This is a genomic window from Kitasatospora sp. NPDC057500 (assembly GCF_042802195.1).
Lineage (GTDB): Bacteria > Actinomycetota > Actinomycetes > Streptomycetales > Streptomycetaceae > Kitasatospora.
Genome location: NZ_JBHVER010000144.1, coordinates 1 through 21,520 on the forward strand (window position 1 = coordinate 1; position 21,520 = coordinate 21,520).

General features: G+C 73.3%; 16 protein-coding genes, 1 tRNA gene, 1 pseudogene and 1 riboswitch. Of the genes and pseudogenes, 4 read left to right on the plus strand and 14 right to left on the minus strand.

The window, feature by feature from the left end; all coding sequences use genetic code 11:
- Positions 1-19 precede the first annotated feature (19 nt).
- Positions 20-928 carry a Bax inhibitor-1/YccA family protein gene (locus tag ACFU74_RS25970; RefSeq protein WP_380760868.1) on the minus strand — a complete coding sequence of 303 codons (909 nt, stop codon included), beginning with the start codon at positions 926-928 and terminating at the stop codon, positions 20-22.
- Between the two features lie 153 nt (positions 929-1,081).
- Positions 1,082-1,163 (minus strand) — tRNA-Leu (locus ACFU74_RS25975).
- 410 nt (positions 1,164-1,573) lie between these two features.
- Between ACFU74_RS25975 and ACFU74_RS25980 the strand changes: the two genes are divergently transcribed.
- The gene (locus tag ACFU74_RS25980; RefSeq protein ID WP_380760870.1) at positions 1,574-2,347 is read left to right on the plus strand and encodes an ABC transporter ATP-binding protein; all 774 of its coding nucleotides are present in this window, start codon (positions 1,574-1,576) and stop codon (positions 2,345-2,347) included.
- Positions 2,348-2,401: 54 nt separating this feature from the next.
- A complete protein-coding gene (locus tag ACFU74_RS25985) occupies positions 2,402-4,960 on the plus strand; it encodes an ABC transporter permease (protein WP_380760872.1) in 2,559 nt (852 codons plus the stop codon).
- A gap of 183 nt (positions 4,961-5,143) precedes the next feature.
- On the opposite strand, the gene ACFU74_RS25990 is transcribed toward ACFU74_RS25985, so the two are convergent.
- The 7 genes from ACFU74_RS25990 to ACFU74_RS26020 all read right to left on the minus strand — a co-directional run bounded on the left by ACFU74_RS25990 (position 5,144) and on the right by ACFU74_RS26020 (position 13,326).
- The gene (locus ACFU74_RS25990) at positions 5,144-6,514 is read right to left on the minus strand and encodes an NAD(P)/FAD-dependent oxidoreductase (protein ID WP_380760874.1); all 1,371 of its coding nucleotides are present in this window, start codon (positions 6,512-6,514) and stop codon (positions 5,144-5,146) included.
- A gap of 427 nt (positions 6,515-6,941) precedes the next feature.
- On the minus strand, positions 6,942-7,883 hold the full coding sequence (locus ACFU74_RS25995) for an exopolyphosphatase (RefSeq protein WP_380760876.1): 942 nt from the start codon (positions 7,881-7,883) through the stop codon (positions 6,942-6,944).
- A complete protein-coding gene (locus ACFU74_RS26000; RefSeq protein ID WP_380760878.1) occupies positions 7,880-8,533 on the minus strand; it encodes a DUF501 domain-containing protein in 654 nt (217 codons plus the stop codon). Before ACFU74_RS26000 ends, ACFU74_RS25995 begins: the two co-directional genes overlap by 4 nt.
- Entirely contained in the window at positions 8,523-9,017 is a 495-nt protein-coding gene (locus tag ACFU74_RS26005; RefSeq protein WP_380760880.1) for a septum formation initiator family protein, read from the minus strand. Before ACFU74_RS26005 ends, ACFU74_RS26000 begins: the two co-directional genes overlap by 11 nt.
- 169 nt (positions 9,018-9,186) lie before the next feature.
- A complete protein-coding gene (gene eno, locus ACFU74_RS26010; protein WP_344333861.1) occupies positions 9,187-10,473 on the minus strand; it encodes a phosphopyruvate hydratase in 1,287 nt (428 codons plus the stop codon).
- A gap of 242 nt (positions 10,474-10,715) precedes the next feature.
- The gene (locus ACFU74_RS26015) at positions 10,716-11,654 is read right to left on the minus strand and encodes a transglycosylase family protein (RefSeq protein WP_380760882.1); all 939 of its coding nucleotides are present in this window, start codon (positions 11,652-11,654) and stop codon (positions 10,716-10,718) included.
- 5 nt (positions 11,655-11,659) lie between these two features.
- Positions 11,660-11,808: riboswitch (cyclic di-AMP (ydaO/yuaA leader) on the minus strand.
- A 231-nt stretch (positions 11,809-12,039) separates the two neighbouring features.
- The gene (locus ACFU74_RS26020) at positions 12,040-13,326 is read right to left on the minus strand and encodes a cytochrome P450 (protein WP_380760884.1); all 1,287 of its coding nucleotides are present in this window, start codon (positions 13,324-13,326) and stop codon (positions 12,040-12,042) included.
- 241 nt (positions 13,327-13,567) lie between these two features.
- On the opposite strand from ACFU74_RS26020, the gene ACFU74_RS26025 reads away from it, so the two are divergent.
- On the plus strand, positions 13,568-13,990 hold the full coding sequence (locus ACFU74_RS26025) for an SDR family NAD(P)-dependent oxidoreductase (RefSeq protein ID WP_380760886.1): 423 nt from the start codon (positions 13,568-13,570) through the stop codon (positions 13,988-13,990).
- A 33-nt stretch (positions 13,991-14,023) separates the two neighbouring features.
- Here ACFU74_RS26025 and ACFU74_RS26030 read toward each other — a convergent pair whose 3' ends face one another.
- Positions 14,024-15,061, minus strand: coding sequence for a MazG family protein (locus ACFU74_RS26030; RefSeq protein WP_380760888.1), 1,038 nt, complete (start codon positions 15,059-15,061; stop codon positions 14,024-14,026).
- Between the two features lie 135 nt (positions 15,062-15,196).
- Between ACFU74_RS26030 and ACFU74_RS26035 the strand changes: the two are divergent.
- Positions 15,197-15,787, plus strand: a pseudogene (locus ACFU74_RS26035) (phosphatase PAP2 family protein); the annotation flags it as partial.
- 162 nt (positions 15,788-15,949) lie between these two features.
- Here ACFU74_RS26035 and ACFU74_RS26040 read toward each other — a convergent pair.
- The 4 genes from ACFU74_RS26040 to ACFU74_RS26055 form a co-directional block, all read right to left on the minus strand.
- Positions 15,950-16,609 (minus strand): response regulator, encoded by a 660-nt coding sequence (locus ACFU74_RS26040; protein WP_380760896.1) that lies wholly within the window; start codon positions 16,607-16,609, stop codon positions 15,950-15,952.
- Between the two features lie 76 nt (positions 16,610-16,685).
- On the minus strand, positions 16,686-18,089 hold the full coding sequence (locus ACFU74_RS26045; RefSeq protein ID WP_380760890.1) for a sensor histidine kinase: 1,404 nt from the start codon (positions 18,087-18,089) through the stop codon (positions 16,686-16,688).
- Between the two features lie 869 nt (positions 18,090-18,958).
- Entirely contained in the window at positions 18,959-20,593 is a 1,635-nt protein-coding gene (locus tag ACFU74_RS26050) for a protein kinase (protein ID WP_380760892.1), read from the minus strand.
- A complete protein-coding gene (locus ACFU74_RS26055; RefSeq protein WP_380760894.1) occupies positions 20,590-21,357 on the minus strand; it encodes a hypothetical protein in 768 nt (255 codons plus the stop codon). Before ACFU74_RS26055 ends, ACFU74_RS26050 begins: the two co-directional genes overlap by 4 nt.
- Positions 21,358-21,520: the final 163 nt, after the last annotated feature.

Here is a 21,520-nt window from a genome sequence, read left to right on the forward strand (position 1 = left end):
GTGGTGGTGCGACGGAGGATCAGTCGTCGCCGCGCAGGATCGCGATCAGCCGCAGCATCTCGACGTAGATCCAGACCAGCGACAGGGTGAGCCCGAAGGCGGCCCGCCAGGCCTCCTTCTGCGGGGCGCCGTGCGCGATGGCCTCCTCGACGGCGGCGAAGTCCAGCGAGAGGAAGAAGGCACCGAGAGCGATGCCGACCAGACCGACCACGACGCCCAGCGGACCGGAGCGCAGCCCCATGTCGGCGCCGAACATCGACGCGACCAGGTTGATCAGCATCAGCAGCACGAAGCCCATGGCGATCGCGATGCCGATCCGGGTGTAGCGCGGGGTGACCCGGATCCGGCCGGTCTTGTAGGCGATCAGCATCGCCGCGAAGACCGCCGCGGTACCCAGCACCGCCTGGATCGCGATGCCCGGCCACATGGTGTTGAACACCTTCGTGACGGCGCCGAGCGCGAAGCCCTGCAGACCCGCGTAGAGCAGGATCAGCGGCGGGCTGACGCTCCGCTTGAAGGAGATCACCATGCCGAGGACGAAGGCGATCAGTGAGGCGCCGCCGGCCAGGCCGAAGTTCCGGTCGGGCAGCGCGAACCAGGCCAGACCGCCGGCCGCGACCAGGGTCAGCAGCGTCATCGCGGTGCGCGCGACCACGTCGTCGAGCGTCATCCGCCCCGTCGCCAGCGGACCGGCGGACGGCGCGTTGTACATCTCGGCGAGCTGCTCGTCGGTCAGCGGCGCCTGGCCCTGCGGCTGCTGGGCGTAGGGGCTGTTGGCGTACGGGTTGTTTCCGTACGGATTGTTGCCGTAGGGGTTGTTGGCGTACTGGCCCCCGGCCGGCGGGGTCTGGGTGGTCCCGAAACCCGCGTAGCCGGACTCGCGGGTGAAGGACCCCTCCCGCGAGAAGACCGGGTTGCTGCTTCTCATTGCTCATTCCCTCCGTGGCGGCACTGCACCGCCCGAAGCACCAGGGTAATGGCTTGGCAAAGGAATCGGCATCCGCCGCGAGAAGGATTCGGCCGTCGGCCCGGCCCGCTACTCCGGCGGGGACGCCGATCGGCGTCCCCGCGAGCAAGCACGTGCCCAGAGCCGGACTCGAACCGGCACGGCCTTTCGGCCAAGCAGTTTTAAGCTGCCCGTGTCTGCGTTCCACCATCTGGGCGTCCTGCGGACCCGGCCCCGCCGACGGAGCGGAGAGCATTGCCCCGCCGCCCGCGCGGACCACCCCTGAGCCTAGTCGCCCGGCATCCCCTTTCGCATGTTCCTAGGCGGGGAAGTTGTCATGTTTCCTTGCCATCTGACGAACAGTTCGTGATTTGGCCACCGAACCCGCCCGTTCCGGCCACCGCCTTTCGCTCAGGGTCCGTGTCATACCGCAGGAGGAGGGCGCCTCCCGGGCGTACGCCCAGCGGCGGTCAGGCCAACCGTCCGGCGGAGCGACGAGAAACCATGATCATCCGGCGGAGCATGGAGGTACGGCCGGACGCCCCTGGAAGGGCCCGGTCGTCCGATCACCTCCGCCGCGCCACACCCGTCCGGCGCGGCCCCCTCTCTGCCCCGAGGAGCACCCCCGTGACCACGTCGACCGCAACCGCCGTCCGCACCGGCCCGGCGGCCGCCCGCGCCACCGGTCTGAACAAGGTCTACGGGGAGGGGGAGACCCGCGTCGTCGCCCTCGACAACGTCAGCGTCACCTTCCCGCAGGGCGAGTTCACCGCCATCATGGGCCCCTCCGGCTCCGGCAAGTCCACCCTGATGCACTGCATGGCCGGCCTCGACACCGTCACCTCCGGCTCCTCCACCATCGGCGACACCGAACTCGTCGGCCTCAAGGACAAGCAGCTCACCCAGCTGCGCCGCGACCACATCGGCTTCATCTTCCAGGCCTTCAACCTGCTGCCCACCCTCACCGCCCTGGAGAACATCACCCTCCCGATGGACATCGCCGGCCGCAAGGCCGACAAGCAGTGGCTCGACAAGGTGGTCGAGACCGTCGGACTCTCCGGCCGGCTCTCCCACCGCCCCAGCCAGCTCTCCGGCGGCCAGCAACAGCGCGTCGCCTGCGCCCGCGCCCTCGCGAGCAAGCCCGACATCGTCTTCGCCGACGAACCGACCGGAAACCTCGACTCCCGGTCCGGCGCCGAGATCCTCTCCTTCCTGCGCAACTCCGTGCGCGAACTCGGCCAGACCGTCGTCATGGTCACCCACGACCCCGTCGCCGCCTCCTACGCCGACCGCGTCGTCTTCCTCGCCGACGGCCGCATCGTCGACGAACTGATCCACCCGACCGCCGACGCCGTCCTGGACCGCATGCGCCGCTTCGACGCCAAGGGCCGCACCAGCTGACGCCCCGCGTCCGCCGCCCGCCCCTTCGCCGACCCCAGTACCCCAGGACACCCCATGTATCGCACCGCACTGCGCAATGTGCTGGCCCACAAGGGCCGACTGCTGATGACGGCGCTCGCCGTCATGCTGGGCACCGCCTTCGTGGCCGGCACCATGGTCTTCTCCGACACCTTCGGCAAGGCCATGCGGGACAACAACTCCAAGAGCTACTCCGACGTGTCGGTCCAGGTCGTCGACACCGCCGCCGGCGCCACCGCGACCGCCCGGGAGAAGAGCGAGAAGAGCCCGGTCACGCTGACCGACGCCACCGTCCAGCAGCTCTCCGCGCTGCCCGGCACCGCGAGTGCCCGGGGCGTGGTCAGCGGCTTCACCGGCGTCGCCGACCGGAGCGGCACCCTGATCGGCCAGCCGTGGACCGCCAAGGGCGCCAACTTCGCGCCCGGCCCGGACGGCAAGGACGCCCGCTACCCGATGGCCGAGGGGCAGGGCCCGAAGAACGGCAAGGAGATCGCCCTCGACCGGAAGACCGCCGACAAGGGCGGCTACAAGGTCGGCGACACCGTCCGGGTCGGCTCCAACGGCCCGGTCCTGGAAGCGAAGCTCACCGGCATCTTCACCACCGACGACCCGGTGGTGAACAGCGGCGGCACCCTCACCCTGTTCGACCGGGCGACCGCCCAGCAACTGCTCCTGGAGCCCGGCCGCTACAGCAGCATCGTGCTCGCCGCCAAGCCCGGCACCAGCCAGGACGCCCTGCTCGCCGAGGTCAACGGGAAGCTCCGCCCGGAGCAGCAGATCGAGGTCCGCACCGGCGCCGAGCTGAAGGCGGAGGACGAGCGGCTGATCACCAAGAGCAGCGAGAACATCCGCACCATGCTGCTCGCGTTCGCCGCGATCTCGCTCTTCGTCGGCATCTTCATCATCGCCAACACCTTCACCATGCTGGTCGCCCAGCGCACCAAGGAACTGGCGCTGCTCCGCGCGGTCGGTGCCAGCCGCAAGCAGGTGACCCGCTCGGTGCTGGTCGAGGCGTTCGCCATCGGCACCGTCTCGGCCGCGGCCGGTCTGGTCGCCGGCCTCGGAGTCGGCGCCGGGATGCAGTCCCTGATCGCCTCGCTGGACGACGGCATGCCCACCGGCCCGCTGGTCGTCAAGCCGGCGACCGTGGCGGTCACCCTGGTCGTCGGCATCCTGGTGACGGTGCTGTCCGCGCTGCTGCCGGCCGTCCGCGCCGCACGGATCGCCCCGGTCGCCGCGATGAGCAGCGGTGACCAGCCGGTCAGCCAGAAGTCCCTGGTGCTCCGGAACGCGATCGGCTCGGTGCTGGCCGCCGCCGGTATCGCCCTGATCCTCTTCGGCGCCTCGAAGGGCAACTCCGACGGCCGGATGCCGGTCGCGGCCGGCGCGCTGCTCGCCGTCCTGGGCGTCTTCGTCCTGCTGCCGCTGCTCTCCCGCCCGGTGATCGCCCTGGTCGGCCCGGTGCTCGGCCGGCTGTTCGGCACACCCGGCAAGCTGGCCCGGCAGAACGCGGTCCGCAACCCGCGCCGCACCGCCGCCACCGCCGCCGCGCTCACCATCGGCCTGACCCTGGTCAGCGGACTGACCGTGATCGGTGCCTCGGTCGCCGACGCCGTGGACCGCACGGTCACCAGCGCGATGAAGGCCGACTACCTGGTCTCCGCGGCCAACGGGATGAGCCTGTCCGACAAGGTTCCGGCCGAGATCGCCAAGGCCCCCGGAGTGACTGCCTCCTCGCCGCTGACCACCGTCTTCTGGGAGCTCAACGGCTCGGACCGGTCGATCACCGGCCTGAACGGGGACAGCCTCGACAAGCTGGTCTCGGTGACGATGAAGAGCGGCTCGATGGCCGCCGCGGCCCAGGGGCAGCTGCTGGTCGACGAGGACGTCGCGAAGAAGCTCGGCGTCACCACCGGCTCGACCGTCAACGTCACCTACGGCGACGAGAGCAAGGGCACGCTGACCGTCGGCGGCGTCTACGAGAAGGGCGGCCTGCTCGGCGGGGCGCTGCTGTCCAACGGCGAGATCGTCAAGCACGAGCCGCAGCCGTACCTGAACAACGTCCTGGTCAAGGGTGCCGACGGGGAGAGCGCCGCGCTCAAGAAGGCGCTCAAGGACGCCACCGGCGCCAACCCGGTGATCGAGGTCAAGTCGCGCCAGGACGTCCGGGACGACTTCAGCCAGACCATCACCTTCGCGCTCAACCTGATGTACGGCCTGCTGGCGATGTCCGTGATCGTCGCGATCCTCGGCGTCATCAACACCCTGGCGATGTCGGTCTTCGAGCGCAAGCGCGAGATCGGCATGCTGCGGGCGATCGGCCTGGACCGCTCCGGCATCAAGCGGATGGTCCGTCTGGAGTCCGTGGTGATCTCGGTGTTCGGCGCCGGCATCGGGGTGCTGCTCGGCGGCTTCATGGCCTGGGCGATCAACGGCACCCTGAAGTCCAGCCTGCAGGGCCTGACCACGGTGATCCCCTTCGGCCAGCTGCTGCTCTTCCTGGCCCTGGCCGGACTGGTCGGCCTGGTGGCCGCCTTCTGGCCCGCCCGCCGGGCCTCCAAGCTGGACATCCTGGCCAGCATCAAGACCGACTGACCCCGGTCCCGTCACTCGGAAGGCCCCTGCCGGAGGGTTCGGCAGGGGCCTTCTTCGTACTTCTGTACTCCGCCCGACTCGCACGGCCGGCTGAGCACCACGGAGGTCGTGGTCCGGCAGCACTGCCGGGCGGAGGGCCTCCGACTCATACCCCGGTGCTCCCACACCGGGGTCCGCAGTCGCTTACTTGCTGGCGAGCTCCTTGTCGGCGGCCGGCTTGGCGGCCTCGACGGCGGGCTTGGTGGGGGCCGTGACCTCCTGGATCGGCTGGTACGGGTTCTCCATCTGCGACAGGCCGACCATCTCGCGCTTCAGGAAGACGGCGAGGGTCCAGTCGGTGAAGACGCGGACCTTCCGGTTGAAGGTGGGGACCATGGCGCCGTGGTACAGGCGGTGGAACCACCAGGCCGGACGGCCCTTCAGCTTGTACTTGCCGAAGAGGATCGCGACACCCTTGTGCAGGCCGAGACCGGCGACCGCACCCAGGTTCTTGTGCTTGTACTCCTGCTGCGGGAAGCCGCGCATGCCGGAGATCACGTTGTCGCCGAGGACGGCGGCCTGGCGCACGGCGTGCTGCGCGTTCGGCGGGCACCAGGCGCCCTCGCCGGCGGCGAGGTCCGGCACCTGGGCGTTGTCGCCGGCGGCCCAGACGTAGTCGAAGCCCTGGACCTGGAGGGTCGGCGCGGTGTCGACGTGGCCGCGCGGGCCCAGCGGCAGGCCGAACCGGGCCAGCACCGGGTTCGGCTTCACGCCGGCCGTCCACACGATGGTGGAGGCGTCCATCTCCATGCCGTTCTTCAGCACGACGTGGCCGTCGACGCAGGAGTCCATCGAGGTCTCGATGTAGACCTCGATGTTGCGCTCTTCGAGCTTCTCCTTGGTCCACAGACCGAGGTCGGGGCCCATCTCCGGGAGGATCCGGTTGGCGGCCTCGACCACGACGAAGCGCATGTCGTCACGGCTGACGGTCTTGTAGATCTTGGAGGCGTCGCGCGCCATGTCCTCGATCTCGGCGATCGTCTCGACGCCGGCGAAGCCGCCGCCGATGATGACGAAGGTCAGCGCCTTGCGGCGGACCGCCTCGTCCGTGGTGGACTCGGCCTTGTCCAGCTGCGCCATGACGTGGTTGCGGAGGGCGATGGCCTCCTCCACGGTCTTCATGCCGATGCCGTTCTCGGCCAGACCCGGGATCGGGAAGGTACGGGAGACCGAACCGGTCGCGACGACCAGGTAGTCGAAGGGCAGCTCGTACGAGTCGCCCGCCGAGGGCTGGATCGTGGCGATCTTGCGCTCGTGGTCCACACCGGTGACCGCACCGGTGAGCACCTCCGCGTTCTTCAGCGCGGTGCGCAGGGGCGCGACGAGGTTGCGGGGCGCGACGTTGCCGCCGGCCGCCTCGGGGAGGAAGGGCAGGTACGTCATGTACGACCGCGGGTCCACGACCGTGACGGTCGCTTCGCCGTAGCGCATCTTCTTGAGGATGCGCATCGCGGCATACAGGCCGACGTAACCACCGCCGACAATGAGGATGCGAGGACGCTCCGTGGTGCTCATATCCGAAAGTATCCAGCACCGCTCGGAGCAGTCTTCGTGAGCCCGCTCACAAGCTTATGGACCCCTTCTGCTACACTGCGCGCCCCCGTTTCGAGCCCCCGCCCGACCCCCGACGGCCCCCGCGACCCCCGGCCGGGTGCGCCCACCGGGACGGCCCCGCTGAGCAGCAACGATCCATGAGGCAGCCCGGTTCCCGTACGGGATTTCGATTTTCAAACCTCCAGCGGCCCGGGACCTGCGATCCAGTGGCCGTCACGCCGAGCGAGCCTTCGGTCCCACATATCGGACGGAGCGGACCGCCCGGCGCGGCGAAAGGCTGGATCCTCATGTGAAGAAATTCACGAACATTCCCGCACGGCTCCCGGCGCGCCCCGGCCCCGGAGCCCCAGGGGGGCTTCCGGGGCCGGTCGGCAAGTCCCGCGCCGGCTCAGCGGGCGATGCTCCAGGCGATGCCGTCCAGGATGTCGTGCTCGCTGACGACCACCTCGGCGGCGCCCGTGCGCTCCATGATCTCCAGCAGCTCCAGCGCGCCGGCCGCGATCACGTCCACCCGGCCCGGGTGCATCGACGGGATCGCCGCCCGCTCCGCGTGGGTGGAGTGCAGCAGCCGGTCGGCGATCTCGGCGACCCGCTCGCGGGAGATCCGGGAGTGGTGGATCGCCTCCGAGTCGTAGCCGGGAAGGTCCTGGGCGATCGCCGAGACGGTGGTGACCGTGCCGGCCAGGCCGACCAGGGTGGCCGCGCCGGTCAGCGCCACGGCCTCCTCCGCCCGGTCCAGCTCCGCCCGCACGTGCGCCCTCGCCTCGGCGATCTGCGCGTCCGACGGCAGCTCGGCGCCGTCGAAGTGCCGCTCGGTCAGCCGGACGCAGCCGATGTCCACCGAGCGCGCCGCCCGGACGTCCTCGGCGCCGAGCACGAACTCGGTCGAGCCTCCGCCCAGGTCGAAGACCAGGTAGGGGGACGGGAACTGACCGCCGGTGAGCTCCTTGGTGGCGCCGACGAAGGACAGGTGCGCCTCCTCCTCGCCGCTGACCACCTCGGGCTCGACGCCCAGCGCCGCCCGCACGCCGTCGACGTACTCGGCACTGTTCTCGGCGTCCCGGGAGGCGCTGGTGGCGACGAAGCGGATCCGCTCCGGGCCCACCCCGAAGCCGGAGATCACCTCGGCGTACTCCCGGCAGGCGGCGAAGGTGCGCTCCAGCGCGTCCGGGTGCAGCCGGCCGGTGCGGTCCACGCCCTGGCCCAGCCGGTTGATGATCATCCGCCGGTCGAGGTCGGTGACCGCCCCGGTCTCCGGGTCGAGGTCGGCGACCAGCAGCCGGATCGAATTGGTCCCGCAGTCGATCGCGGCCACCCGGGTGGTGCTCATGCGTCGGCCTCCCCCGCCTCGTCCGCCTCCTGCGCGGCCCGCTTGGCGGCGCGGTCGGCGGCCTTCTGCTCCTTGGCCGCGATCACGGCCGCGTGGTCCTGCTCCTTGGCCCGGTTGCGGGCCACCCGCTCGCCGGCGGCCGCGACCTCGGCGGCGGAGACGCACGGGCCCTTGGCCCACCAGTCCTCCAGCATGCCGAGCGCCTCGTCGCCGAGCGGGTTGACGCCCTCGCCGGCCGCCAGCGAGTGGCCGACCAGCACGTGCAGGCACTTGACCCGGTCCGGCATGCCGCCGGCGCTCGGGAAGCCCTCCAGCACCTCGATGGCGTCCCGGCGGGCGATGTAGTCCTCGTGCGCCTTCTGGTACGCCGCGGCCAGCTCCGGGTCCTCGGCGAGCCGGGCGCTCTGGTCCTTCATCACGCCGTCCGCCTCCAGGGTGCCGATCAGCGAGGCGGCCTTGGGGCAGGTCAGGTAGTACAGCGTCGGGAACGGCGTGCCGTCCGGCAGCCGGGGGGCCGTCTCCACGACGTCCGGGTTGCCGCACGGGCAGCGGTGGGCCACGCCGCGCAGGCCGCGCGGGACCCGGCCGAGCTGTGCGGCGATCGCCGCGACGTCCTCGTCGGAGACGGTGGGGTGGTTCTCAGTGGTCATGGGAGGAGCTGTCTCCAGCGGGGGCGGGGGCGGGTGGTGAGGGTGGGGCGGACTGCCCCGGGGCGGCGGGGGCCGCGGGAGCGGCGGCGGCGTCCACGGAGTCCCAGACGCTGGCGTACCAGGGCCGGGCCGCCTTGGCCGGACCGGCCGCCGGGCCCGCCGCGGGCGGCGGAGCGCCCAGCGAGGACTTGGCCGCGCCCTGGGCCGCCGGGTCCACCGCGATGTACGGGGTCTCCCCCGGCATCGCGTAGTGCAGCCGGGTGCGGGCCTGCGCCTTGACGTACTCCGGGTCCTGCCAGCGGGCCTTCTCCCGGCGCAGCTGCTCGACCTGCTGCCGGGCGTGCTCGGCCCGGGCGCGCTGCGCCGAGATCTCCGAGCGCTGGGAGACGAACTGGCGCGTCGGATAGGCCAGGATCGCCACCAGCGAGCAGAGGACCAGCACGAGGACGGTCGCCCGGCTCGTGAACCGGGGCCGGGCCGCCAAGCCCGGGATCCTCCAGCCTGCCATCTCCGGTGTCCCCTCCTGCTCCTGGTCCGCTCCTGGTCGCGACGGTGCCCCGCCGTCCACCCTACGGGGTGAACGGCGGGGCACCGGTCAGGCGTGCGCTACCGGGCGTCCCGGCGATACCGGCCGGGCGCCGTCCGGGTCGGGCTCAGCCCTCGTACTTGAACCGCGGGAAGGCGCCGCGGCCGGCGTACTCGGCGGCGTCGTCGAGGATCTCCTCGATGCGCAGCAGCTGGTTGTACTTGGCGACGCGCTCGGAGCGGGCCGGGGCGCCGGTCTTGATCTGGCCGCAGTTGGTGGCGACGGCGAGGTCGGCGATGGTGACGTCCTCGGTCTCGCCGGAGCGGTGCGACATCATGCAGCGGTAGCCGTTGCGCTGGGCCAGCTCGACGGCGTCCAGGGTCTCGGTGAGCGAGCCGATCTGGTTGACCTTCACCAGCAGCGCGTTGGCGGTGCCGGTCTCGATGCCGCGGGCCAGGCGGGCCGGGTTGGTGACGAACAGGTCGTCGCCGACCAGCTGGACCTTGTCGCCCAGCTTGTCGGTCATGGCCTTCCAGCCGTCCCAGTCCGACTCGTCCAGCGGGTCCTCGATGGAGACCAGCGGGTAGGCGGCGACCAGGCCGGCGTAGTACTCGATCAGCTCGGCGGAGGTGAGCGCCTTGCCCTCGAACTGGTAGGCGCCGTCCTCGTAGAACTCGGAGGAGGCGACGTCCAGGGCGAGCGCGACGTCCTTGCCCGGCACGTAGCCGGCCTTCTGGATGGCCTCGACGATGAGGTCCAGGGCCTCGCGGTTGGAGTCCAGGTTCGGGGCGAAGCCGCCCTCGTCGCCCAGGCCGGTCGACAGACCGCGCTCCTTCAGCACGCCCTTGAGGGTGTGGTAGACCTCGACGCCCCAGCGGACGGCCTCGGAGAAGGACTCCGCGCCGATCGGGGCGATCATGAACTCCTGGATGTCGACGTTGGAGTCCGCGTGCGAGCCGCCGTTGAGGATGTTCATCATCGGGACCGGCAGGACGTGCGCGTTCGGGCCGCCCAGGTAGCGGAACAGCGGCAGGTCGCTGGCCTCGGAGGCGGCGTGCGCGACGGCCAGCGAGACGCCCAGGATGGCGTTGGCGCCGAGCGAGGACTTGTCCGGGGTGGCGTCCAGGTCCAGCATGGCCTGGTCGATCAGGCGCTGCTCGGTGGCGTCGTAGCCGACCAGCTCCGGGCCGATCTGCTCGATGACGGCCAGGACGGCCTTCTCCACGCCCTTGCCGAAGTAGCGGTTCTTGTCACCGTCGCGGAGCTCCAGCGCCTCGAAGGCACCGGTGGAGGCACCCGACGGGACGGCGGCACGGCCGGTGCTGCCGTCGTCGAGGCCGACCTCGACCTCGACCGTGGGGTTGCCGCGCGAGTCGAGAATCTCACGGGCGACGACGACATCGATGGACGGCACGAGGCATCTCCTAGCGGAAGCAGGTTCGGCTGACGGTGGGGTGCAGTCGGCCGGACGATTGCGGAGTCGTTACGACCAGAGCCTAACCGCACGGACTGTCCGGGCCACGTCGACCTCGGCTCCGTCTCAGCGTGTGGCCTCGCTACTCACCGGTAGTTCACCTGGTTGCCCGGCCGGAGACGTCCGGATGCGGACGGAGGGGGCCCGGTCGGCCCCCTCCGTCCGTCCGGTCGGACCGGTCGTCAGCCGAGCGTCAGGACCTGGCCCGGGACGATCAGGTTCGGGTCGGCGCCGACGGTGGCGCGGTTGCCGTCGTACAGCGCCTGCCAGCCACCGGGGACGCCCTGGGCGGCGGCGATCCCGCCGAGCGTGTCACCGGAGCGGACGGTGTAGCCCTGGCCGGCCGGCTGCTGCTGCTGCTGCGCGGCGGGGGCCTGGGCGGCCGGCTGGCCGGCGTACTGCTGGTAGACGCTCTGGTGGCTGGTCCAGTACCAGGCACCGTTGTTCTGGTACCAGTACACCTTGGCGTCGGCGTCCCAGCCGGCCTTGCCGGAGAAGGCCGGCGACTGCTGCTGCTGCGGCTGCGGGGCCTGCTGCTTGGGCGCGGCGTGCTTCGGCGCGTACTGCTGGGCCTGCGGCTTGGCGGTCTGCTGCTCGGCCTGCGTCTTGGGGGCGGCGTGCTTCGGCGCGGCGGCCTTCGGGGCCTCCTGCTGCGGCTTGGCCTCCTGGGCGGCCTGCGGGACCTGCGGCTTCGGGGCGGCCGGCTTGGCGGGCGTCGAGGTGTCGACCGCCGCCGGGGCGCCGCCCTTGGTCAGGCCGGCCTTCTTGGAGCAGACCGGCCAGGCACCCGGGCCCTGCGAGGCGAGGACCTTCTCGGCGACCGATATCTGCTGGGCCTTCGAGGCCTGGTTGGCCTGCGGTGCGTAGGCGGTGCCGCCGAACGCCTTCCAGGTGCTGGCGGTGAACTGGAGGCCGCCGTAGAAGCCGTTGCCGGTGTTGATGCTCCAGTTGCCGCCGCTCTCGCACTGGGCGACCGCGTCCCAGGTGGACACCGGGGCGGCGGAGGCGCCGGTGGCGCTCAGGATCGGCATGGCCAGTCCGACGCCGGCGACACCGGCGACGGCGATGGCCTTCTCGGCCTGGGTACGGCGACGGTGACGACCGGTTCCAACGAGCAGCATGAAGAGGTCCCTCTCCGCACGCCTGCGAGGTGAGCTGTCGGGTTCGGACCGGGAGGTGGCCCGGCCGCGCGGAGGCGGCTTCACCCCTAGCCGTGGGAGACGGCGCAAAACCTGGGTCCCCCGCCCCTGCCCAGGGTTCTGGTCGGTTTCCCGTGGCGCGGCGGGCAGGACTCGGCGTTCCGCGTACGGGGCCCGCAGCTGCGGGCTCCACGGAGAGTAGACAGATCTTCAGAGCAATCACAAGCTCATATCGCCGATATCACATGGACATCACGTCATGTGATGGATCGCCTACCAACCGGGGTGGTATGTCCGGATTGAGGATGGTTCAGACCCCGCGAATCCGGGCAACCCAGAGTGCCCGTCAGCCTGTTGTGCGGATCCGTCAGCCTGCGGACCCGTTCTCCGGAGCCTCGCCGCCGGGCGCTTTCTCCGGTGTGAATTCCACCGGAAGTTCACGGAGTCCACGCATGATCAGACCACCGCGCCAGCGCAGGTCCCCGGGGTCCGCGGCGAGCCGCAGGTCCGGCAGCCGGGTCAGCAGGGTGGCCAGCGCGGCCCGCCCCTCCAGCCGCGCCAGCGGCGCGCCGATGCAGTAGTGGATGCCGTGCCCGAACCCCAGGTGCGGGTTGTCCGTCCGGGCCAGGTCCAGGGTGTTCTCGTCGGCGAACCGCGCCGGGTCCCGGTCCGCCGCCGCGAGCACCACCAGCACCGGGTCGCCGACCGGGATCTCCACCCCGCCGATGGTCAGCGGGCTGGTCGCGAACCGCCAGGTGGCCAGCTCCACCGGGCCGTCGTAGCGCAGCAGTTCCTCGATCCCGGTCTCCAGCAGCGCGCTCTCGCCGCGCCCGACGGAGTCCTGGAGCAGGGCGCGCTGGCCCGGGTCGCGCAGCAGCGCGTACACGCCGTTGCCGATCAGGTTGACCGTCGTCTCGAAGCCGGCGAAGAGGAGGATGAAGGCCATCGCCGCGGCCTCGTTCTCGGTCAGGTGCTCGCCGTGGTCGCTCGCCCGGATCAGCCCCGAGATCAGGTCGTCGCCGAGGTCCGCCCGCTTGCGGTGGATCAGCTCCGCCAGGTAGGCGCGCATCCGCTTCACCGCGCGCCCCACCCCGCCGCGCCGGCCGCCGCCGTGCCGGATCATCATCCCGGCCCAGTCCCGGAAGTCGTCCTGGTCCTCGGCCGGCACCCCGAGCAGGTCGCAGATCGCGTAGATGGGGAGCGGGAAGGCGAACTCGTGGATGAGGTCGGCGGACCCGCGCGCCGCGAAGCCGTCGATCAGCCGGTCGGTCAGCTGCTGCACCCGCGGCTCGAACGCCGCCACCCGGCGCGGCGTGAACGCCTTGGACACCAGGCGGCGCAGCCGGGTGTGGTCCGGCGGGTCGATGTTGAGCAGGTGCGTCATGAGGTCGGCCTGGCGCTCGCCCGGGATGCCGACCCGGCCGGTGCGGTGGGCCTGCTCGCTGTGGTGCACCGGGTTCTTGGAGAGCCGGCTGTCCGCGAGCGCCTGCCGGGCGTCCGCGTACCGCGTGACCAGCCACGCCTCCACCCCGCTCGGCAGGGTGGTCCGGTGCACCGGCTCGTGCTCCCGCAGCCACGCGTAGGCGGGGTACGGGTCGGCGGCGAACTCCCAGGTGAACAGGGGCGGGCGGGCGGAGGCGGGCTGAGCTGGCATGGGTCGACGGTATCCCGGGCGTGTCCGGGCGACCGCACGGCGTGCACGCGGTGCACGCGGGCGGCGCGGGAGCGGGCGGTGTCCGTTCGGCGGGGCGCCGGGGCGTCCGTTCGGCGCGACAGGCGTGAGCCTGGTCACCTGAGGGGTAATTCCTGTTGCGGAGGGTCAGGACCTGCCTACGATCCTCCGCAAGATGCGCGTGGGCGCCGGTGCGGAGCCGCCCACAGGGAGGAGCAAGGCCATGCGGGTCAACGGTTCGGTCGTGGTGATCTCCGTGCTCGACGGCGGGTCGGGGGCGGACCTCGCCCGCCGGCTCACCGCGGCGGGCACCACCGGCATGCTGATCGCCGACCAGCGGGTCGGGATCGCCGAGGACCTCGCCACCGAGCTCGACCGGCCGGGCTGTCCCGTCGTCGGCGTCTGCGGCGACGTCCGCCGGCCCAGTGACGTCGCCGCGCTGGTCGACACCGCCGAGAAGCACCTGGGCCCGATCGGCCTGTTCTGCGTGGCCGGGCCGGGCGGCGAGCGGATCGTCTCCCTCGCCGAGCTGCCCGACCACCTCGACCTGGAGCGGCTCGCCGAACTCGTCGCCCTGGTCGGCGAGGCGATCGGCGAGGTCGTCGTCCCGGCGCAGCGCCGACCGGTGGCGGACGTCGCCGCCTGAGGCGCCCTCCGCCACCGGCCGGATTCCGGTCCCCTACTCCCCGGGCTTCAGGCCCTCGGCGGCGCGGACCGCGTCCCGGTAGCCGCGCGCCGCCGCCCGCAGCGCGGCGTCCACGTCCACCCCGGCGTCGTGCGCGCGCTGCGCCACCGCGAGCAGCAGCCGGCCCGCCGACTCCGCCGTCAGCGCCCCCGGCAGTTCGTACGGCTCGTCCGGCACCCCGGTGAAGCCCGCCCGGCGCACCCGTGACACCAGCTTCGCCGCGTAGGCGAGCGAGGGCAGCCCGGCCGGCACGCCGTCCAGCACCGACTCGCGCTCCGACTTCTCGGCCGCCTTGAGCGCCTCCCAGCTGGCCTCCACCTCCTCCGCGCCGCTCGCCTCGGCGTCGCCGAACACGTGCGGGTGGCGGTACATCAGCTTGTCGACGATGTCGCCCGCCACGTCGTCGATCGAGAAGGCGCCGGTGGGGTGCTCCTCGGCGATCCGGGAGTGGAAGAAGACCTGGAGCAGGACGTCGCCCAGCTCCTCGCGGAGCATGTCGCGGTCCCCCTCCTCGATCGCCTCGACCAGTTCGTAGGCCTCCTCGACCAGGTACTTCACCAGGCTGGCGTGGGTCTGCTCGGCGTCCCACGGGCAGCCGCCCGGCGAGCGGAGCCGGTCCATCACGGAGACCAGGTCCAGCAGCCGGGCGCCCGGCAGGTCGTAGGAGCCGGGCAGCACCTCGATCTCCGGCACCTCGCCGGCGTGCTCGACCGCGAGGCGGGCCAGCGCGTCGGTCAGCCCGGGGTCGCCGTCCGGGCTGCCCAGCCAGACCGTCGGTCCCGCGTCGGCGGACGGCCCGTCCGGGGCCCCGGTCAGCAGCCGGGCCAGCGCGGGGGCGGAGCCGGGCGCCACGGTCCGGACCTCGACGCCGGCCTGCGCCAGGGCGGGCAGCTGCGGGTGGGCGGGGTCGGCGGCGAGCACCCGCCCGGCCGACCGCAGCGCCTCCCAGGCGGGCCACGACAGCAGGCCGGGGGCCACCCGGTGGGTGGTGATGAGAAGGATCAGCTTCGCGCCCGGAGGATTCGTCGTCACACCCCGAACCTACCCGGCTGTCCCGACCGTCTCCCCGCACGGGCGGGCGGGTTCGTCAACCCTGACGATCGTCCAGGTCGGGCCCTGTCTTTCGGGTCGGGTCGGGTGCCTTCCTCGCCTTCTACCGTGCGTGGCATGACGAACACGCTCAGGAACAGAACGGCGCTCGCGGTGGTGCTGCTGGGGGCGGGCACCGGCGCGGTCGGGTGGCTGGCACCGGGGCGCGCGGGCGGGGACGGACCGGTCCGGGTGGTCACCGGCCGGTCCGCCGAGGCCTACCGCCGGGTCGCCGACGCCGTCGCCGACGCCCCGCCCCGGCTCGCCGCCCTGCTGGAGCCCGCCACCGAGGCCGGGCTGCTGGTGCTGGGCCTGCTGCTGGTGCTCTGCTGGTGGACGGCACGCGGGCGGCGGGCCGCCGGCACGGTCGCGGGCGTCGCGCTCACCGGCCTCGGCACGGTGCTCGCGTACGGGGCGAGCGAGGTGCTGAAGCTCGTGCTCGACGAGGAGCGGCCCTGCCGGGCGCTGCCCGCCCTGCCGTCCGCCGCGCTCGCCGACTGCCCGCCGCCGGGCGACTGGTCCTTCCCCAGCAACCACGCGACCCTGGCCGTCGCGCTGGCCACCGGACTGGTGCTGGTGCGACCGCGCCGGGCGATGTGGGTGGCGTGGGCGGCCGTACCCGTCGGCCTCGGGACGGCCGGCCTGCGGGTCGCCGCCGGGGTGCACTACCCGCACGACGTGCTCGCCGGGGCGGTCCTGGGCGGGACGGTCGCGGCGGCGGTGGTCGTCGCACTGCTGCCGTCCGCGACGGCGGCGGTCGGTGCGCTGGGCGGTGTGCCGCTGCTCGGTCCGCTGCTGCTCCGTCCGCTGCCGTCGGCGTCCGTCCCCGGCTCAGGCCGACGGGCCCGCGGCCAGGCCCGCCTCGTGGGCGAGGACGGCGGCGGCCGCCCGGTTGGCCACGCCCAGCCGCGCCAGGACGTTGCTGACGTGGGCCTTCACCGTGCCCTCCACCACCCCGATCCGGCGGGCGATCTGGCCGTTGGACAGCCCGGCGGCGACCAGCGCCAGCACGTCGCGTTCGCGGGCGGTCAGCCCGTCCACCCGGCGCTGGGCGGCGGCCCGGCGGTCGGCCGGACCGCCGGCCCCGGTGGCGGCGAGGTGGGCCACCACCCGGGCGGCCACCCGTGGTGAGAGGTAGGCAGCGCCGTCCGCCACCGAGCGGACGCCGGCGATCAGCTCCTCCGGCTCGCCGGACTTGATCAGGAACCCGTTGGCGCCCCCGCCGAGGGCCCGCAGGATGTAGTCGTCCTCACCGAAGGTGGTCAGCATGACGATCCCGGTCGGTCCCCCGGTCCGGGTGGTGACGGCGCCCCGGCGGATCTCGGCGGCGGCGGCGATGCCGTCCGTGCCGGGCATCCGGATGTCCAGCACGGCGACGTCCGGACGGTGGCGGCGGACCAGGTCCACCGCCTCCCGCCCGTCCCCGGTCTCGGCGACGATCTCGATCCCCGGGTCGGTGGCCAGCACCGCGCGCACCCCCGCCCGCACCATCGGCTCGTCGTCCGCGATCACCACCCGGATCGGCGGGCGGGTCCCGCCCCGGGGCTCCACGCCGTTCACCGGGCGCTCACTGGATCAGGGCGTCCAGGGAGATCAGCACGTCGTGCCGGAAACAGAGCCGGTACGCGTCCCCGGAACGGTCGTCGTTGAACACCTCGGCCGTCATCGCGTAGTACTCGCATGTCACTCCCTCTCCGCCGGGCGGCGGGCCGCCCACGGACGGATGGTACGGAAACTGACGTTCCGGCAGAAATCGTTGGACGGCGGCCCGGTCCATGCCGACGCGCAGCGAGGCGTAGTCGGCGGGGTCGAGGACGGACGGGCCGGTCCGCTGGATCGTCCAGCCCCGCAGCACGGCGGTCAGGACCAGGGCGACGGACAGCGGCACCAGCACCACGGCCACCATCATCCGGCCCACCCGGCGCCGGGCCAGGCGCAGTTCACCGGCGGGCGAGACCGCCGGCGGCAGCGGCGCCGGGCCGCCCGCCGGGGCGCCGGTGCGCGGCAGGTCGGCGCGGACCTCGAAACCCCCGTCGTCGAGGGGCCCGTGCCGGAAGGTGCCGCCGGCCAGCCGGACCCGCTCGGTCAGACCGATGAGGCCGCGGCCGCCCGTCACCGGACCGGGCGAACCGCCCAGCGGCGGCCCGTTGACCACTCGGACCCGGGCGCCGTCCGGGGAGTACCCGACCCGTACCGTGACCGGCGCGCCCGGGGCGTGCTTGGCGGCGTTGGTCAGCGCCTCCTGGACCACCCGGTACGCGGCGTGCTCGGCCGCCCGCGGCATCCCGTCCGGCTCGCCGGTCACGGTCAGCCGGACGTCCAGGCCCGCCGCGGCCGCCTCGGCCACCAACTGCGGGACGCCGGCGTCGGCCGGGCCCCGGGCGGTGTGCGCGTCCGTCTCGTCGCGCAGGACGCCGATCACCTCGCCGAGGCGCTCGACGGCCGCCGCCGCACCCGCCCGGATCTCCTGGGCCGCCTCACGGTGCGGCGGGGCCAGGTCCGGTGCCAGCTTCAGCGCGCCGGCCCGCAGGGCGATCAGGCTCAGGTCGTGGCCGAGGGCGTCGTGCATGTCCTGGGCGATCCTGGCCCGCTCGCGCAGCCGAGCCTGCTCGGCGACCAGTTGCTGCTCACGCTCGGCCCGCTCGGCGCGTTCCCAGCCGGCCCGCACCAGCTCCTGCGACTGCCGCCAGAACCGGCCCACCATCCACGGCCCCATCCCGGCGCAGACCAGGACCGAGACCACCGACGTCGCCTGCACCGACCAGGCCGGGACCATGACGGCCACCAGCGTCACGGCCGTCACCAGGACCGCGAGCAGCACGGCCGCCTCGCGCACCCGCGCCATCCGCACCCCGGCCGCGAACGCCGCCCCGACCCCGGGAAGCGCCCACCAGAGGGACACCGCACTCAGCCCGAGCCCCCCGGCCGCCATCCCCAGCAGACCCCACTCCACCCACCGTTCTCTCCACACCCACCCGACCCTACGGACCCCGCCCACCCCCACGAATCCGCCGAAAGTCATACCCGCCACCTGAACCCACCCCCCGCACTGGAAAGCCGACCCTGCAACGGCAGATCCGGACTCCCCACCCCACCCCCGAAAGGCGGCCCGCCAACAGCAGGCACCGAGGACAGCAGCGGCCGGCGCAGGAAGTCGGACCCGCTGACTTCCCACTCCGCCCCGTCCGGGAAATCGGTCCGGCCGCCCACACCGAAGGACCAGCGAGGGCAACAGCACCCCCGGCCGGCACAGGAAGTCGGACCCGCCGACTTCCCGCTCCAGCCCATCCGAGAAGGCAGCCCCGGCCGACCTGGCGGCGACGAACACACGGAAAGCCGGCCCCACCGCACGCCGAAAGACCAACGACGGCGACAGCGCCCCCGATTGGCCACGGGAAGTCGGCCCCGTCGACTTTTCACTCCCGACCATGCAGGATGGCGGCCCCTCAGACACCGACCGGGCGACATCGAGCACGCGGAGAGCCCAACACGCGCCGGAACGCCGGGGGCGGCAACAGCACCCCTGGCCGGCGCAGGAAGTCGGACCCGCCGACATTCCACTCCGGCCCGTCCGAGAAGGCAGCCCCTCGGAAGCCGACCGGCTGGAGCGGCGATCGCAGAATGCCGGACCCGTCCGTCACCGGAAGGCCGAGGGTGGCGACAGCGCCCATGACCGGCGCAGGAAGTCGGACTCGCCGACTTCTCGCGCCCGCCGGGCCGGGGCGGCGATGGCGCCGCCGGCTTGCGTGGAGGGTCGGGCCGCTGAATTCTCAGGCCGGCAGCCCCGGGTGCGCCGGACGGGACGGCGCAGGAAGGCGGCGGGGCGGTCGGGGTTCCGGTTCAGCTGCTGGGAGGCCAGGGGGTGGCGGCGGTGCGGTGGGGTTGGAGGGTGTCGAGGGTGTGGCGTAGGCGGCGGACGGCGGGGTGGTGGGGGCCTTCGCGGCGTTCGCGGTCGAAGAGGAGCTGGAGCAGCCACGACCAGGCCGCCTCGGTCTCGCCGAGCGAGGCCAGCTGGACACCGATCCGCTCTCGGAGGTCCAGCAGCCGCTCCGGTTCGGTCTCCGGCCAGACCGCGAGCAGGGCCTGGTACTCGGCGAGCGCCTCCGCGCCGCGTCCGAGCTGTTCGAGGCACTCGGCGATCCGGTAGCGCGGTTCCAGGGCCCGCCGGCCGTGCGGTCCGCCCTCGGCGGTGGCCGCGAGCAGCCGGTACTCCGTCAGGGCCTCCTGGTGGCGCCGCTCCTGGAGCAGGGTGCGGGCGTAGATGGTCCGGACGGTGCGGACCATCGCCGCCCCGTCGCCGAGTTCGGAGCGGCCGCGCGCCAGCAGCCGGGCGGCGAGGTCGAGCACCTCGGGGCGCCGGCCCGCGTCGACCAGGTCGGAGAGCCGGGCGCAGGCCGCCGGGAAGTCCTCGGCAGGGGTGGGCACCACGGCGGGTACGACCGACCCGGCGGGCACGGCGGCCGACAGGAACGGGGGCGGCTCGGCCCGGGCCGGCGCCACCGGGGCGGCGGCCACCGGGCGGGGCTGAGGCTGGAGCGGGTGCCGGTACGGGCGGGCCGGGTCGGGCAGCGGGCCGAACCGGGGCTGCGGCACGGGGACGGCTGCGGGCAGCAGCGGAAGGAGCCGGCCGTACACCTCCTGCGCGTCGGCCGGGCGGTCCTCGGGCCGCTTGGCGAGCAGGTCGAGGACCAGCCGCTCCAGCGGCGCCGGCACCTCGGGGCGCAGGTCGCGCAGCGGCACCGGCGGGTCGTCGACGTGCCGCCGCAGCAGCCCCAGGGCGGTGGGCGCGCGGAACGGCCCCTCGCCGGCCAGCATCTCGTGCAGCAGGCAGCCGAGCGCGTACAGGTCGCTGCGCGGGTCGACGGTGGCGGACAGCGCCTGCTCCGGCGCCATGTAGGAGGGGCTGCCGATCGGGACGCCGGTGAGCGTGAGGCGGGTGGACGCGGGGTCGATCGCGGTGGCGATGCCGAGGTCGAGCAGGACGGTCCGGCCGTCCTCGCGGACCATCACATTGCTGGGCTTGAGGTCCCGGTGGACGACCGGCACGGCGTGCACGGCGGCCAGCGCGGCGCAGAGCTGGGCGGCCACCGAGACCGCGCGCTCGACCGGGAACGGCGCGTCCTCGGCGATCAGGTCGGCCAGGCTGACGCCGGACACGCGCTGCATGACCAGGTACAGCTCGCCGCCGTCCTCGCCCGCGTCGAAGACGGTGACCAGGCCGGGGTGGTCGAGCGCGGCGGTGGTGCGGCACTCGCGCAGGAAGCGGTGGCGCAGCTCGTCGCCGGGCCGGAGGTGTCCGGCGGTGGCGGGGTCGGCGGCGCCGGTGGCGGCGAGCAGGTGGTCGGTGCGCAGCAGCTTGACGGCGACCGGACGGGCGAGCCGTTCGTCACGGCCGGCCCAGACCTGGCCCATGCCGCCGTGGCCGATCTTCTCGGTGAGGTGGTAGCGGCCGCCGATCACCCGGGCGACGGTCACGGGCGGTCCTCGCGGGCCTGCCGGCGCAGCAGTTCGCCGAGTTCGCGCAGTTCGTCGGAGGTGGCGGGACCGGCGGCCCCGGGTGCGGCGGCCGGTCCGGGGCCGGCGGCGCGTACGGGCGGGTGGGAGATGGCCGACGGGTGGGAGTCGACGGCGGGGTACGGCCGGGCGGCCTGCGGGTAGGGGGCGCCGGTCCCGTACGGCTGGGCGGCCGGGTACGGCTGCGCGGGCTGCGGGTACGGCTGGACGGGTGCGGCGGGCGCCGGGTACCCGTACCCGGCCGGCGGCGCGTAGGACCCGGCCGGAGCGGGCGGCTGCGCCGACCGGCCCGACGACCACACCACCTGGCGGTCCAGCAGCAGGAAGTGCACCGGCGGGGTGAACCACAGCAGCACCATCATCGTGGTGCCGACCGCGTCGGCGAGCGGGGCGTCGCCCTTGGGGTAGCTGCCGGCGATCCCCATGCAGATGAAGAAGGTGAGGAAGAGTCCGGCGTAGACGACCGCGCCCAGGATGTCGTACGGCCGACGGCGGCGGACCGCGAGCAGCAGCGAGGGGACCATGCCGAGCAGGCCGACGGAGAGCAGCGGCGCGAGGACCACCAGGACCCGGCCGGGCACGCCGTACGGCCCGGCCTGCCGTTCGGCGCCCCTCGGGGGGACGGCCATGGTCGGGGCGTAGGCCTGCGGTCCGGTGCCGGGTATGCCGCCGGTGGGCGCACCACCGGGCGGTGGGCCGAACTGCCCGGGGTACTGCCCTGACATGCGCGCTCCTGAGCGGGTGAGGACGACGGCGGTCCCGATCACGGAACCGGCTCCGCACACCGTACCGCCCGCACCCGTCGCGCCGGAGTCCTTCCACCGCTCCCGAATCACACGCCCCGAGTGCACGTACCGCGCGCCCTGCGCCCGACGCCGGAGCAGGAAG